The organism is Pseudoalteromonas sp. TB64 (genome assembly GCF_000498095.1).
In the GTDB taxonomy this organism is placed as follows: Bacteria; Pseudomonadota; Gammaproteobacteria; order Enterobacterales; family Alteromonadaceae; genus Pseudoalteromonas.
In genome coordinates, this window is record NZ_AUTQ01000168.1 from 1 (window position 1) to 16,176 (window position 16,176).

General features: G+C 38.0%; 13 protein-coding genes. 5 read left to right on the forward strand and 8 right to left on the reverse strand.

All coding sequences use genetic code 11. The features are described 5' to 3' along the window. Positions 1 to 30 precede the first annotated feature (30 nt). A complete protein-coding gene (locus L647_RS0113860) occupies positions 31 to 792 on the reverse strand; it encodes an IS5 family transposase (RefSeq protein ID WP_024611512.1) in 762 nt (253 codons plus the stop codon). Between the two features lie 593 nt (positions 793 to 1,385). Then, positions 1,386 to 1,724 (reverse strand): Grx4 family monothiol glutaredoxin, encoded by a 339-nt coding sequence (locus L647_RS0113865; RefSeq protein ID WP_004335359.1) that lies wholly within the window; start codon positions 1,722 to 1,724, stop codon positions 1,386 to 1,388. A gap of 266 nt (positions 1,725 to 1,990) precedes the next feature. Between L647_RS0113865 and L647_RS0113870 the strand changes: the two genes are divergently transcribed. The 4 genes from L647_RS0113870 (at position 1,991) to L647_RS0113885 (ending at position 7,554) form a co-directional block, all read left to right on the forward strand. Further along, positions 1,991 to 2,572: a Fe-Mn family superoxide dismutase gene (locus L647_RS0113870; RefSeq protein ID WP_024611616.1), complete on the forward strand. Its 582-nt coding sequence runs from the start codon at positions 1,991 to 1,993 to the stop codon at positions 2,570 to 2,572. Between the two features lie 210 nt (positions 2,573 to 2,782). After that, positions 2,783 to 4,705: a PrkA family serine protein kinase gene (locus L647_RS0113875; RefSeq protein WP_024611617.1), complete on the forward strand. Its 1,923-nt coding sequence runs from the start codon at positions 2,783 to 2,785 to the stop codon at positions 4,703 to 4,705. 31 nt (positions 4,706 to 4,736) lie between these two features. Continuing rightward, the gene (locus L647_RS0113880; protein ID WP_024611618.1) at positions 4,737 to 6,020 is read left to right on the forward strand and encodes a YeaH/YhbH family protein; all 1,284 of its coding nucleotides are present in this window, start codon (positions 4,737 to 4,739) and stop codon (positions 6,018 to 6,020) included. 19 nt (positions 6,021 to 6,039) lie between these two features. Further along, positions 6,040 to 7,554 (forward strand): SpoVR family protein, encoded by a 1,515-nt coding sequence (locus L647_RS0113885; RefSeq protein WP_024611619.1) that lies wholly within the window; start codon positions 6,040 to 6,042, stop codon positions 7,552 to 7,554. A 161-nt stretch (positions 7,555 to 7,715) separates the two neighbouring features. Here L647_RS0113885 and L647_RS0113890 read toward each other — a convergent pair whose 3' ends face one another. Both L647_RS0113890 and L647_RS0113895 read right to left on the reverse strand, forming a co-directional pair. Continuing rightward, the gene (locus L647_RS0113890) at positions 7,716 to 8,687 is read right to left on the reverse strand and encodes a diguanylate cyclase (protein WP_024611620.1); all 972 of its coding nucleotides are present in this window, start codon (positions 8,685 to 8,687) and stop codon (positions 7,716 to 7,718) included. A 3-nt stretch (positions 8,688 to 8,690) separates the two neighbouring features. Next, complete coding sequence (locus tag L647_RS0113895) at positions 8,691 to 9,695, reverse strand: response regulator (protein WP_024611621.1); 1,005 nt, start codon at positions 9,693 to 9,695, stop codon at positions 8,691 to 8,693. Between the two features lie 232 nt (positions 9,696 to 9,927). Here L647_RS0113895 and tpx point away from each other — a divergent pair, with 232 nt between their 5' ends. Beyond that, positions 9,928 to 10,509: a thiol peroxidase gene (gene tpx, locus L647_RS0113900; protein ID WP_024611622.1), complete on the forward strand. Its 582-nt coding sequence runs from the start codon at positions 9,928 to 9,930 to the stop codon at positions 10,507 to 10,509. A gap of 88 nt (positions 10,510 to 10,597) precedes the next feature. Here the strand turns inward: tpx and adk are convergent, their stop codons facing one another. The 4 genes from adk to L647_RS0113920 form a co-directional block, all read right to left on the reverse strand. Further along, positions 10,598 to 11,242, reverse strand: coding sequence for an adenylate kinase (adk, locus tag L647_RS0113905; RefSeq protein WP_007584076.1), 645 nt, complete (start codon positions 11,240 to 11,242; stop codon positions 10,598 to 10,600). 192 nt (positions 11,243 to 11,434) lie between these two features. After that, positions 11,435 to 13,348, reverse strand: coding sequence for a molecular chaperone HtpG (htpG, locus tag L647_RS0113910; RefSeq protein ID WP_024611623.1), 1,914 nt, complete (start codon positions 13,346 to 13,348; stop codon positions 11,435 to 11,437). A gap of 119 nt (positions 13,349 to 13,467) precedes the next feature. Continuing rightward, positions 13,468 to 14,190, reverse strand: a complete 723-nt coding sequence (locus L647_RS0113915) for an RluA family pseudouridine synthase (protein WP_029880479.1) — start codon at positions 14,188 to 14,190, stop codon at positions 13,468 to 13,470. A gap of 4 nt (positions 14,191 to 14,194) precedes the next feature. Then, positions 14,195 to 16,099 (reverse strand): MFS transporter, encoded by a 1,905-nt coding sequence (locus L647_RS0113920; RefSeq protein ID WP_024611625.1) that lies wholly within the window; start codon positions 16,097 to 16,099, stop codon positions 14,195 to 14,197. Positions 16,100 to 16,176: the final 77 nt, after the last annotated feature.

A 16,176-nucleotide genomic window follows, 5' to 3' on the forward strand; every position in this document is an offset into this window, starting at 1 on the left:
TAGGGGCTGTTGATCTTTGTAGTATATATATTAATCAGCCCACATTGGTAGCCACATCATAGTAAATGCTAAAGCGAGCATGGAATGATAATTCCGTTCAAGCTTTTCATACCTTGTAGCTATCCCTCTATATTGTTTGATCCGACCAAAGGCATTCTCAACTAAGTGCCTATATTTGTACATGCACCAGTCAATATCTTCATTACCCACTAAACTGTTATCCTTGCGTGGAATAACGGGTGTAGCGCTATTATCACGAATAAACTCTCTTAGTTTTTCACTATCGTAGCCTTTATCTGCGACAACCACATTACTCGTTGGGCAATTGTCTACAAGTGACTCTGCATGGACGATATCATGCGTATTTCCACAGGATAATTCATAATAAACAGGCAATCCTCCGCTATCTACTGCAAGATGAATTTTAGTCGAATTGCCACCTCGACTCTTACCGATTGATTCATTGCCAGCGGTTCTTGCACCGCAACTATGCTGGTGAGCCCTGACAATACTGCCATCAATAAAGATCCAATCCATATCAGCATAGTGGGATAACACACGAAATAATTCATTCAAAATATCTTTTTTGGACCATAAATTAAATCGTCTATAGATAGCACTCCACGAGCCGAAATAAGACGGTAAATCTCGCCAAGGAATACCGGTACGCATCTTATAGAGTATGCCTTCGAGCGTTTTTCTATGCTCAGGCTTATTATAAATTCGACCACTTAAGTGCATTACTTTTGATAAGACATTCCATGTCGCGTCTGTTAACATTAATCTTGGCATGAGGGTTCGGTGTAACGTTTTTTAGCGAATTCAATTATACCTTATCCTCATGCTGTTTGTTTTTTATACCGCAAAGATCAACACGCCCTAATCAATAAGTAGCTAAGTAAAATTCTAGCTTACTAAATGATTTTTGATTAAAACTCGTTATATTGGGGAACTAACTTAATAAAAAAGGCATATCTGATAATTGAAAAAATTAGTAATAGTAGTAGCAGTACACGAAGACCTGCTGCCCTTTCAGGATTAAAATTTATTCTATCAAGGGGCGATTTAATCACGGCGCGAGGTTTGTAAACTAGTTAGTGGGGTCGGTAATTGCTTTTTCGTTATTTTACTGGCTTTAACCTCGAAAGATAAACAAGCCCTAGATAATGTATGCAAATTTGTAAAATAAAAAAAGATAGTTTAAAAGTGAGTCTATAAACAGCTACCTTAATTTGAACCCCTACTATTTATAATTAACCTGTTAGTAGATTTCTAACCAGAGTTATAATTATTTAAAACAGTGTACATTCAAAACAACAAAGCCACTTAAAAAGTGGCTTTGTGTTTAAAGAGCTTAATAACCTGATAGCAGGTTGAGTAATAAATTACTCTGCGTCAGCTTCTTTATATTTTGCAGCAGTTTCTGTAATTAACGGCTGTAATTCACCGCGTTGAAACATTTCTATAATAATGTCACAACCACCAACTAATTCGCCATCTACCCATAATTGCGGGAATGTTGGCCAATTTGCGTATGCTGGAAGCTCAGCACGAATGTCTGGATTAAGTAAAATATCAACGTATGCAAATGGTTCACCACATGACATTAACGCTTGCGATGCTTGTGAAGAAAAACCACAATTAGGTAATTTTGGTGACCCTTTCATGAAAAGGATTATTGGGTTTTCTGAAATTTGCTGTTTAATTTTATCAATGGTTTCCATCTACAACCTCAAAGTAACGATAGCTAAATATATTTAGGTCTTGAAAATAACTCATCGTGACCACAAATATATAACTTAATATGGGCAAATAAAGCCGCAATTGAAATAGTCTTTCGCAATAGCATTGCTGTTTGCTTAAACTTGAGTAAAATACTCAACAATTATAGTAACACTATATTACCGCTTGGTATAGGTAACTGGTCTGTTCCAACAGGCATTACGTATTACCAAATGGACTATCAACCAAAGAAGATGGAGATAAAAAAATGGCATTTGAACTACCGTCACTACCATATGCAATCGACGCACTTGAGCCACATATTTCAAAAGAAACACTAGAGTTTCACCATGGCAAACACCACAACACATACGTGGTTAAGCTTAATGGTTTAATCCCTGGTACTGAGTTTGAAAACAAATCTCTAGAAGAGATCGTATGTTCATCAGAAGGCGGCGTATTTAACAACGCAGCACAAATCTGGAACCATACTTTTTACTGGAACAGCTTATCTCCAAACGGCGGCGGCGAGCCTACTGGCGCAGTTGCTGATGCAATCAACGCTAAATGGGGTTCTTTTGATGCGTTTAAAGCTGCATTAAATGACAAAGCAGTAAATAACTTTGGTTCAAGCTGGACGTGGTTAGTTAAGCTTGCTGATGGTTCACTAGACATCGTTAATACATCTAACGCTGCTACACCATTAACTGATGATGGCGTTACTCCAATCCTTACAGTGGATTTATGGGAACACGCTTACTACATTGATTACCGTAACGTTCGTCCAGATTACCTTAAAGGTTTTTGGTCGCTTGTTAACTGGGAATTCGCGAACGCTAACTTCGCTTAATTAGCCTTTAAACGCTAATGTAAAAAAGACGCCTAGGCGTCTTTTTTTGTTTCTTATTTATCACTCCTAAACACCTTACTATTTAATAAAACACTTTTAGTAACATGATCTTTTTTCACTTAAATTTTTAATTTTATTGCACAAAAATACACATTCGCGACTAGACTTTAAAAGGTAAGCACCTTTTTACAGCGGGTTTCGGAGGTTATTATGACGATTTTTGAGCATTACCAAGCACGATACGAAGCGGCACAGGAAGAAGAATACAGTATCGCTGAATTTCTTGAGATTTGTAAAACCGATAAGTCTGCCTACGCCAGCGCACCAGAACGCCTACTCATGGCAATTGGCGAACCAAACATGGTAGATACCGCAACGGATGCACGACTAAGCCGGTTATTTTCTAATAGAGTAGTTGCACGCTACCCAGCTTTTACTGATTTTTATGGTATGGAAGACGCCATTGAGCAAATAGTCTCTTATTTAAAACACGCCGCCCAAGGACTTGAAGAATGCAAGCAAGTGCTTTATTTGCTTGGACCTGTTGGGGGTGGTAAATCATCCATTGCTGAAAAACTCAAATATTTAATGCAACAAGTACCTATTTATTCAATTAAAGGCTCTCCGGTAAACGACCATCCTCTTGCATTATTTGACCCAATAGAGGACGCCGACGTACTAAAGCAAGAATACGGTATTAAACCGCGCTACTTAAAAACCATTATGTCGCCTTGGGCTGGCAAACGCTTAAAAGAATTCAATGGTGATATTAGCCAATTTAGAGTGGTTAAGCGCTACCCCTCAATTTTAAACCAAATAGGCATTGCCAAAACCGAACCTGGAGATGAAAACAACCAAGATATTTCGGCGCTAGTGGGTAAGGTCGATATTCGCCAGCTTGAGCACTTTGCCCAAAACGATCCTGATGCATACGCCTACTCGGGCTCTTTATGTTTAGCTAATCAAGGGCTGATGGAATTTGTAGAAATGTTTAAAGCGCCTATTAAAGTGCTGCACCCTTTACTTACCGCAACCCAAGAAGGTAACTACAACGGCACAGAAGGTATTAGTGCCCTGCCCTTTAATGGCATGATCCTCGCTCACTCTAATGAGTCTGAGTGGCAAACTTTTAAAAAAAATAAAAACAACGAAGCATTTTTAGACCGTGTTTATATTGTAAAAGTACCTTACTGCTTACGTGTAACTGAAGAAATTAAAATTTACGACAAATTACTTGAGCACAGCGAGCTATACAACGCGCCATGCGCACCAGGTACACTTAAAACATTGGCGCAATTTACAACGCTATCACGTTTAAAAGAGCCAGAAAATTCAAGTATTTATTCTAAAATGCGGGTATACGATGGCGAAACTCTAAAAGACACCGACCCTAAAGCAAAATCGTATCAAGAATATCGTGATTACGCAGGTGTTGATGAAGGCATGACGGGACTTTCTACCCGCTTTGCGTTTAAGATTTTATCTCGCGTGTTTAATTTTGATACCACTGAGGTTGCCGCAAACCCAGTGCACTTATTTTATGTACTTGAGCAACAAATAGAGCGCGAACAATTTTCAAGCGAAATAGAAGAGCGTTATTTAAGCTTTCTAAAAGGCTATTTAATTCCGCAATATGTAGAGTTTATAGGTAAAGAACTGCAAACCGCTTATTTAGAATCGTATTCAGAATACGGACAAAACATTTTTGACCGTTATGTTATTTATGCAGACTTTTGGATACAAGACCAAGAATATCGCGACCCTGATACGGGACAACTATTTGACCGCGAGGCACTTAATGCCGAACTTGAAAAAATAGAAAAGCCAGCAGGTATTTCTAACCCTAAAGATTTCCGAAATGAAATAGTGAACTTTGTATTGCGTGCCCGTGCGCACAACAACGGTAAAAACCCACTATGGACAAGCTACGAAAAACTACGCACGGTTATTGAGAAAAAAATGTTCTCTAATACCGAAGATTTGCTCCCCGTAATTTCGTTTAATACTAAAACGTCTGCAGAGGATCAGCAAAAGCACGAGGATTTTGTGAACCGTATGGTCGAAAAAGGCTATACACAAAAACAAGTTCGCTTGCTTTCTGAGTGGTATTTACGGGTTAGAAAATCGCAATAACCTTCATAGTCGTAGTATATAGGAGGTCAATATGGCGCATTTTATAGATAGGCGTTTAAACGGAAAAAATAAAAGTACGCTTAATCGCCAGCGCTTTATTAGGCGCTATAAAAAACAAATTAAAGAAGCGGTTTCAGATGCGATTAACAAACGCAGCGTTACCGATTCAAGCTCTGGTGAGAGTATTTCTATTCCACAACGCGATATCAGCGAACCTACGTTTCATCAAGGGCAAAGCGGGAATAGAGAACAAATTCACCCTGGTAACGATCAGTTTTCTACAGGTGATAAAATTGAGCGCCCTAAAGGCGGACAAGGCAGTGGTGCCGGTGAAGGTGACGCCAGCGATTCGGGCGAAGGACAAGATGAGTTTGTATTCTCTATTTCAAAAGATGAATACCTTGATTTACTGTTTGAAGATTTAGAGCTCCCTAACTTACAAGAGAACCAGCTTGATAAGCTAGTGCAAATGAAAACCCACCGCGCAGGATTTTGTAGCGACGGCATGCCAAGCAATATTGATATTGTCCGCTCATTACAAGGCTCGCTTGCACGCCGTGTGGCAATGAGTGCAGGTAAAAAACGCCGTTTAAAAGAGCTCGAAGAACAACTTGCTCTGCTGCTTGCTGGTCCACATAACGATAAAGCGGCAATTGCTTTATTACAAAAAGAAATTGCAGCATTAAAAGTGCAAATTAAGTCGGTTCCGTTTATTGATAACTACTATTTGCGTTTTCGTAACTACGAAAAGCGCCCTCACCCCACCAGCAAAGCGGTGATGTTTTGTATTATGGATGTGTCAGGCTCAATGGATCAGCCAACAAAAGACATGGCAAAGCGTTTTTATATTTTGCTCTATCAATTTTTAACACGCAGCTATAAAGATATAGAAGTTGTTTATATTCGCCACCACACACAAGCAAAAGAAGTAGACGAACAAGAGTTTTTTTATTCCCAAGAAACTGGCGGCACTATTGTTTCAAGTGCTCTTAAATTAATGAACGAAATAATAAAAGAGCGTTACCACGCAAACGAGTGGAATGTATACGCCGCACAAGCCTCTGATGGCGATAACTGGGCGGACGACACCCCGCAGTGTGGTGAAATTTTACGTAATAAGCTCTTAAGCGCAGTACGTTATTTTGCTTATATTGAAATAACCACTCGTGCTCATCAAAGCCTATGGCGCGAATATGAATCCATAACACACAGCCATAATAATTTCGCCATACAACATATTCAAAGCGTTGAAGATATTTACCCAATTTTTAGGGAGCTATTTAAAAAAGGTCGTCAACAGAAAAACTCTGCATAGCCTAAAGCGAGGTAACATTATGAAAGATAAACGATTGAGTGATGGCCCAGATTGGACCTTTGATTTATTAAATGAATATCAAAGTGAAATTGCCCGTGTTGCAGCTCACTACAGGTTAGACTCCTATCCTAATCAAATTGAAGTGATAACCGCAGAGCAAATGATGGATGCTTATTCAAGCGTTGGTATGCCTATTGGCTATAGTCATTGGTCTTACGGTAAGAAGTTTATCCAAACAGAGCAAAATTATAAGCGCGGACAAATGGGTCTCGCTTACGAAATAGTGATAAATTCAGACCCTTGTATTGCGTACTTAATGGAAGAAAATACCTTACCTATGCAAGCGCTTGTAATGGCGCATGCATGTTACGGACATAACTCATTTTTTAAAGGTAATTACTTATTTAAAACCTGGACCGATGCTGGCTCAATTATTGATTACTTGGTATTTGCTAAAAACTACATAAGTCGCTGTGAAGAAAAGCACGGTATTACACAAGTAGAAGCTCTACTCGACTCATGTCATGCATTAATGAATTACGGAGTCGATCGCTACAAACGTCCACAACAAATATCGCTATTTGAAGAGCAAAAACGCCAACAAGAGCGTGAAGACTACCTTCAATCGCAAGTAAACGAATTATGGCGAACTATTCCTGAGCAACAGCAAGAAACCAAAAAGAAAGTCCGCCATTTCCCTTCTGAACCTCAAGAAAATATTTTGTATTTTATTGAAAAAAATGCCCCATTACTCGACTCTTGGCAACGTGAAGTGATACGTATTGTTCGTAAAATTTCGCAATACTTTTACCCACAAAAACAAACTCAAGTAATGAACGAAGGCTGGGCAACTTTTTGGCATTACACCATCCTTAATCACTTATATGATGAGGGAAAAGTCACCGACTCTTTCATGTTAGAGTTTTTACAAAGCCATACCAACGTAGTTTATCAGCCACCTTATAACAGTAAATATTATTCAGGTATTAACCCATACGCTTTAGGCTTTAATATGATGGTTGATATTCGCAGAATATGTGAGCACCCAACTGAAGAAGATAAACGCTGGTTTCCTGAATATGCAGGCAGTAATTGGCTAGATACACTGCATTTTGCAATGGAAAACTTTAAAGATGAGAGTTTTATTAGCCAATTTTTATCGCCTAAGTTAATTCGTGATTTTAAATTATTTACCATTATTGACCACACTAATAATCCCCATTTAGAAGTTGGCGCAATACATAACGACAACGGCTACAAAGCAGTGAGAGAAGCACTCTCAGCGCAGTATAACTTAAGTAATCATGAGCCTAACATTCAAGTGTATGATGTTGATATTAGAGGGGATAGATCGCTTACATTGCGCTATGTACCCCATAACAACATTCCTTTAGCAAACTCGCACGAAGAAGTACTTAAGCATCTTTACAGACTATGGGGCTTTAAGGTAAAACTAGAACAAGAGTCAAATTTTGATGAGGTCTCAATAATTGGTCAATGCCCAAAAGATGACTCTCGCCATACAACAGATTGATAATATTGAATAGTAACAAGCACATTTATGTTGTTACTTTTAGTGTTGAAGAAACAAGCAATTTGTTATTTGATTATCGCCAGAAAAAGCTAACGGGTTATAACGGCTCGTTTAGAAGTATTTGACACAAATCAGTAGAAAAATAATGTATTTACTTAAACTTATTTTACCACTTCAATATCATCGTAAGCTGTTACTTTATTACGACCATTATTTTTAGAATAATAGAGCGCCTTATCAGCGGCCTCAATCCAACGTTCATGATCTTTAAATTCATTACTAAAACAGGCAAAGCCAATACTTACAGTCATATTAATTTCAAGATCTTTATATAAAACAGGTTTTGATTCAATTAATTGCCTTAAACGCTCTGCAAATATAGACGCACCTTCTTTATCTGTATCAAGTAAAGTAATTACAAATTCCTCGCCCCCGTAACGTCCCGCCATATCGGTTTCGCGTAGCGCTGAGCGTAATAACTTTGAAAGATGACGTAAAGCCTCATCTCCACAGCTATGACCGTATTCGTCATTTACTTTTTTAAAATGATCAATATCAAAAATGAGTAAGGTACTGCAGCCTTCACTGCGTTTTGTACGTAAAAACTCCTGTCTTAGCGTACTCTCCCAATGACCTCTATTAGCCAATTGCGTTAAGCTGTCGGTTTGACTCACTTGTTCTAGCTTTTTATTTAAGTCTTCTAGCTCTTTTTTATTAACCGCAATATCGGTTACATCATAAAGAATAATGCAAATATGACTAACCTCACCCATGGTATTTGTAAGAGGAATAAAAGTAGCATTTTGATACATATAATCTGCTTTACCCGTAATTGGGCGATAATTTTTAAAGCGAAATATATAAGGTTGCTGTTCCCAAATAGTAAATGAACGATTTTTTAATACAAATACTGACTCAGACTTACTTCTAAACCATTTTTCGTCTATTGCAGGGAATAAATCAAATAAATCTTTATCTTTTACCGCACTTGGTAATAGTCCTGAATGGTTTTCCATAAAACCATTCCATACACATACCTTATAGTCCCTATCGAGTACCACAAGACCTACATCGACGGTATTAAACATATCCATTAACCAATGGATCTCAGTCATCTCTAAATCAGCAGCCATAACTCAATCTTCTAATAGGTAAGCAACTTTGTATTTCAAAGTTTTAAGTGAATCTTCAGTAAATAACAGCATAAGGTCACAATTTATATCGTGATTTTCTATGCCGTAGCTAATCTCAATAGCAAGCGTTCGCTGCCATCGAGGTTTATTCGCTCTTACTAATTCGGATACATCTCTATGTTGACCAAGTACTATGGGGTGACCTTGGCTAAACGACATATCAAGCTGCTTTGAAAGACCCGTTAAAATAGCCCCTATTAAAATGTTACTTATATCCATAAGTAATTCAAGCTCAACTTTATCGTTTAGCTCACCATCGTAATTCATTAAAGACGCAATTTCTTTAAAACTAGAATCATTTAATAATAATAATGCCTCACCCGATACACCACCACCAATAAAACCTTGGCAAACACCCGAAGTAGATGCATTACTATCAATAGAGCGCAGTGCCATATCAAGTTCACTCACCTCTAAAATATTTACATTCGGAATGGGGAGTTTTACAAATACATTAAGCAAGCGTGCGAGTAAGTCTCCTGCCTGCCCCATAGCCACGTTTGTAAGTTCTTGGTATATATCACGTACATCAGGGTCAACTTGCTCACCTAATGAATGAGAAAGGCGCTCACGCATAGCTTTATCTTTAATGCCATGGTGTTCAATTATGTTTGCTAGTTTTTCTGCCGAGCAAGGCTTTTGAATAAAATCGATTGCACCGAGTTCGAGCACTCGTTGGTGTGCACTCGGTTGTATATCACCAGAGACTACAACGGTAAGTATATTAAGTCCCTGCTCTTGCATAGCTATTAATACTTCATAACCATCCATTTCGGGCATATTTAAATCGAGGAAAAGGATCTCAGGTTGGATTGATTTTATTTGTCTAATACAGTCAACACCATCAAGCGCAAACTCAACTTTAATATCCCAATCGTCAGGCAAAGAGCGGGCTAACTGGCGCCTCGCTAATTTCGAATCATCACATATTAGTACTGATGTTGACATACTATCTCTCTATTTTTAAACCAGTTATAAATATCAAAGTTATATTGGTTTTATTTTATTTTTATTATTAAAGATATTCTTTATAACTATATGTTAATCAAAGTTTAACCCAGTTACAATTTTTAAATGACAGAACTAATAACTACTCCATTAGAACTACATAATCGCTTGGTTACTATGGCGCAGTATAATACACTGCCGCCTATTGCGTTAATTTAAAAGGAAATACCTTATGTTTCGTTCATTAGCTTTTGCCTTGAGTGTATTTTGCTCTGTGGCTGTAGCATCCGATATCCCTGAAAACACACTTGATGCAGGAAAAGTCTCAGCCCAAGGTAAACCTATAACTTTATTAGGTAAAGGTGTTTCTGTTGGTGATAGCGCGCCTAACTTTAAAGTTGTGAATGATGCGTTTACACCAGTTACACTTAATGACTATAAAGGACAAGCTATTTTAATTAGTGTTGTTCCAAGTTTAGATACTGGCATTTGCAGCTTGCAAACCAAGCATTTTAACGAAAAAGTGGCAAAACAGTTCCCCGCTGTGGCAATGTTAACAATCAGTGCTGATTTACCTTTCGCTCAAAAACGTTTTTGCAAAGCCGAAAATATCGACAAAGTAATTACTTTATCTGATTCTGTTTGGCGTGATTTTGGTCAAAACTATGGATTGATTATTAAAGATATGGGCTTACTAACGCGAGCTGTGCTTATTTTAGATGAAAGCCATAAAGTAGTTTATAAACAGTTAGTAGCTAGCCTTTCAACTGAACCAGAATACGATAGCATAATCGAGAAACTCAAAACGCTGTAATGCCGATCAAGTAGTGCTAATTAAGTAATGCTAAACAGCCTTAAAACAAAAAACCGCCAGTTGGCGGTTTTTTAATGTGCTTTTGTAATTAACCTAAAAGCTCACCAAGTTGTGAACTAACAGCTTCAACAGCTTGTGTACCATCTAATTTATGGTATTGAGTGTTACCAGCCGCAGCTTCTGCTTGGTAATAATCAACCAATGGCATAGTTTGCTCGTGGTAAATACCTAAACGTTTACGTACTGTTTCTTCAGTATCGTCAGCGCGAACAATTAAGTCATCTCCAGTTTCGTTGTCTTTACCTTCCACTTTTGGCGGGTTATAAACAATGTGGTAAACACGACCAGAACCAGGATGAACACGACGTCCGCCCATACGCTCAACAATTACTTCATCCGCAACGTCAAATTCAATAACGTGATCAACCACTACGCCATTTTCTTTCATTGCATCGGCTTGAGGAATTGTGCGTGGGAAACCATCAAGTAAAAAGCCTTTCTCACAATCCGCTTTAGTAATACGTTCTTTTACTAAACCAATAATAATATCATCAGAAATTAGTTGACCAGCATCCATTACTTTTTTTGCTTCTAAGCCTAATGGAGTGCCTTCTTTAATTGCTGCACGTAACATATCGCCAGTAGAAATTTGTGGAATACCGTATTTGTCCATTAAAAACTGAGCTTGAGTACCTTTACCGGCACCTGGAGCGCCCAAAAGAATAATGCGCATATTATTGTCCCCTAGTATGGATATTTATTTTAAAGCCTGAATTCTTCCACAAGCGCCGCCGATACTCAAGCAACTTATACTAATTGATGAGTCGTTGATGCATTTACAGCGCATTAAAAAAGGGAACATACGTTCCCTTTTATTTAAAGCATATAATTTATACTTTTATTAACTAAATAAATAGCTAACTGACTACTTGCTTAGTTCAAGCATAAGCTTGTTTAAGCGAGTAACAAATCCAGTTGGATCTTTAAGTGTACCGCGCTCTGCAAGTAATGCTTGGTCTAGTAAAACATGTGACCACTGTGAAAACTTATCTTCGTCTTGCTCGTCATTTAAATGCTTAACAAGTTGGTGTTCTGGGTTTAGCTCAAACACAGGTTTCGCTTCAGGGGCTGCTTGACCAACAGATTCCATTAGCTTTTGCATTTGTGAGCTCATGTCGTTGTCGTCGCTTACAACACATGCTGGAGAGTCTGTTAAGCGGTGCGTAAAGCGTACTTCTTTAACGTCATCACCTAGTGCTGTTTTAATACGTTCAACAAGCCCAGCCATCTCTTTTTCAGACTCTTCTTGCGCTTTTTTAGTCTCTTCGTCGTCCAGCTTACCTAAATCTAAATCACCACGTGTAATTGACTGCAGTTGCTTATCAGCAAATTCAGTTAAGTGGCTCATCATCCACTCATCAACACGGTCACTTAACAATAATACTTCAATACCTTTTTTGCGGAAAATCTCTAAATGTGGTGAGTTTTTCGCAGAGGTAAATGTATCAGCAACAACGTAGTAAATTTTGTCTTGGCCTTCGTTCATACGCTCAACATATTGCTCAAGCGACACATCTTGCGTTTCTGAATCAGTATGAGTAGAAGAAAAGCGTAATAACTTACAAACAGCTTCTTTGTTTGCTGCATCTTCAGCTGGGCCTTCTTTCATTACTTGACCAAACTCGTTCCAAAATACTTGGTAATCGTCAGCTTTGTTTTTAGCCATACGCTCAAGCATTTTAATAATGCGCGATGTACACCCTTTACGAATAGCTTGCGTTACTTTGTTATCTTGTAGAATTTCGCGAGATACGTTTAACGGTAAATCGTTTGAATCTAATAAACCTTTTACAAAGCGAAGGTAGCTTGGCATAAACTGCTCAGCATCATCCATTACAAATACACGTTGTACGTAAAGTTTTAAACCACTTTGACGTTCACGGTTCCATAAATCGAAAGGTGCTTTTTTAGGGATGTATAAAAGGCTAGTGTATTCAGTTTTACCTTCAACCTTATTATGTGCCCAGCTAAGTGGATCTTCCCAATCGTGGCTTACGTGCTTGTAAAACTCTTTGTATTCGTCATCAGAAAGCTCTGACTTATCACGTGTCCACAATGCAGTTGCGCGGTTAATGCTTTCCCACTCACCGGGTACTGCAGCGATTTTTTCGCCATCTTCGCCTTCAGACTCTGGTACTTCTGCTTTAAACATTTGTACTGGTGTTGAAATATGGTCTGAGTATTTAGTAACAATGCCACGTAAGCGGTAATCGTCAGAAAATTCTTTTTCTTCATCACGAAGATGTAAAGTGATCTCGGTACCACGGCTTTCTTTTTCAATTTCTTGAAGTGTATATTCGCCTTCACCTTGAGATTCCCACTCGTAAGCAGTTGTTTCACCCGCTTTACGTGTACGAACAGTCACTAAATCGGCAACAATAAATGCTGAGTAAAAACCAACACCAAATTGACCAATTAATTGTGAATCTTTACTTTGATCCCCTGTTAAGTTTTTGAAAAACTCAGCAGTACCTGACTTTGCAATAGTACCTAGCGAGCTAATTACTTCATCACGAGTCATACCAATACCATTATCAGAAATGGTAATTGTATTTGCTTCTTTATCTGCACTAATACGTACACGTAAGTCTGCATCACCTTGATAAAGGTCGCCTTGAGATAGCGCTAAAAAGCGTAACTTGTCTGCTGCGTCTGATGCGTTTGACACAAGCTCGCGTAAAAAGATTTCTTTATTTGAATAAAGAGAATGGATCATTAAGTTTAATAATTGTTTTACTTCTGTTTGAAAGCCTAATGTTTCTTTTTGTGCTGCAGTCATTTATATATCTCCAATTTGCAAAGTGTCTGCGTTATGCACTTAATATGGGGTGAGGTGTTAGAACTTCAAGGGAAAAATTAAAAAAAGGTGAAACGAAAAAAGCACAGCAACACGTTTATCTAAAATGAGTGCGGGCAATTAATATGAACCCTTTCACCACTTGTTGGGTGCTCAAAATATAAATCGCTCGCGTGTAATTGTAAACGCCCTGCCATATTTTCACTTTGTTCACTTTTATACAAATCGCATCCTAAAATAGGATGGCCTATAAACTGGCTGTGTATTCTCAATTGATGAGTACGACCGGTAACAGGCGTAAATTGCACTAACGTTCTAAATGGGTGATTAAGCCGCTCAAGGACTTTATATTCACTCACTGCTGTTTTACCTGTTGATTGACAAATTTTAACGCGCGGAAAAAGCAGTTTATCTTTCGCTATTGGCGCAGTAATTTGTCCCTCACTAACAGCCAAGCACCCTTCAACCATGGCTACATAGCGCTTTTGAATAGTACGCACCTGAAACTGTTTGTTAAGATGTTTAGACGCTACGGCGTTTAGCCCTACAATCATAATACCAGATGTACCCAAATCTAGCCGNGGTAACTTTGCCTCAGGAAAAGCGGCTGTTAACCTCTTTTGACCATTTACTAAACGGTAATGTACTGAGTCCCAGTTAAGAGGATTTTTACCCGACAAGCTTAATAATCCACTGGGTTTATTAATAAGTAAAATATCGTCATCTTGGTATAATATTTCAATAAACTCATCGCATTTAGGCGCTACAAAGTTATCGATAATAACGTGCTTTATTAAGTGCGTGTCAGATGCAGAAGTAATCATTAAGTTAATCAATACCTTTAGAGTGAAGCGCTTTTAAAGCTAACACCTGCTCGCGTAAACCGTCAGCAGTCACTTTGTCAGCAGCAATAACTTCACCTACAGTAACCGACACTAAAGACCATTTTAATCGTGGTAATTGCCACTTAGCTTTTCGGCTAAACATACTGCCCCACAAACCACCTAAATGCACAGGAACAACTGGCACGTGGGAGCGCTCAATAATGCGCTCTATTCCACGGCGAAAAATATCCACTGAGCCATCACTTGTTAGCTTTCCTTCAGGGAAAATACCAACAAGCTCGCCTTTATCAAGTGCTGTTGCAACTTCATCAAACGCTTTTTTAAACGCTTCTGGATTGGTTTTCTCACTGTTAATTGGAATAGCCTTAGCCATTTTAAATAACCAATGCAAAGCGGGCGAATAATAAATAGGGGCAAATACCATAAATCGGATTGGTCTTGGTGATGTAGCTAAAATAAACATCCAATCGACAAAACTGACATGATTACACACAACAACAGCAGCGCCTTCATCCGGAATATTACTCTCCCCTTTTGTGCGCACTCTGTACATACAAATAGCCAAAATATAAATAACAAAACGTAAAAAGAACTCAGGGACTTTTGTATAGATATAAATAGAGATAAGTAGATTTAAACCAGCAAGTAACAACAGAAGTTCTGAAATACTCCACTTTAAAATAGACAACGTAACAATGCTTAAAATAGCACTGCCCACCATAAACAACGCATTTAAGACATTGTTAGCGGCTATAACTCGTGAGCGACTAGATTCTTCAGTGCGCTGTTGAATAAGCGCATACAGCGGTACAGTATAAAAACCAGAGCCAATACCAATGCCTGCCATCCATACAAAATGCCACAACATATCGCCTGTTTTTAGCACTTGTTCAAGAGTTAACAATTCATTACTTTGATTTGTATATGCACTAATAGCGGGCTCTTGGCTCAGTAAGTATAAAAACAAGGTAATTAAAATAGCACCAAAAGGCACAATACCTAACTCTATACGTGAACGAGATAGTTTTTCACACAATAAGGAACCAATTGCAATGCTAAGTGAAAAAACAACTAATGCGCTGGTTACAACCAGTTCATTGCCTCCCATCACATGTTTCACATAGCTTGGTAAAGTAGTTAAAATTATTGCACCAATCAACCAAAACCAACTAATACCAAGAACAGATTTACCTACCGACTCGGTTTGCGAATTAAGTGCTTTAAACACACTTTTTGTGGATGAAAAAATATTATAAGTAAATGTTAAATTAGGGTCGTTCGCTTCACTAATTGGAATATATCGGCTACTCGCATAACCTATAACAGCTAACACTAGCACTGCAATACTTATAAAAATGGGACCCGTTGATTGTGTTATATAATAAGTACCAAAAATAGTCCCGATTAGTATCGCAACAAATGTACCTGATTCAACTAAACCATTCGCTTTTGTCAGTTCATTTGGCGCTACGTGTTGGGGTAAAATAGAGTATTTTAATGGACCAAAAAATGTACTTTGCAATCCCATTAAAAATACAGTGGCTAACATCAACCAAACATATTGAGTTAAAATAGACACAACACCAATTGCCATAATTGGTATTTCACACAGTTTTACGATTCTAATCAGTTTAGATTTTTCGGTTTTTTCTGCAAGTTGACCTGCCATTCCCGAAAATAAAAAGAAAGGAAGAATAAATAAGCCTGCTGCTAAATTAGAATAAAAAGCACCATCAGCAACATTCGCGGCTTGAAATATTAATAAAATAAGTACTGATTGCTTGTAAATATTATCGTTTATTGCCGAAAAAAACTGCGTAATAAAAAGCGGAAAAAAACGCTTACTAGTAAGCAAAGATCCCTGATATTGTTGTTTATTATCTTGCATTGCATTCCTTACCAATTAGATACATAACGTAGAATACACAGTTCATAAATAAATTACGAATAACAAAACAATACATT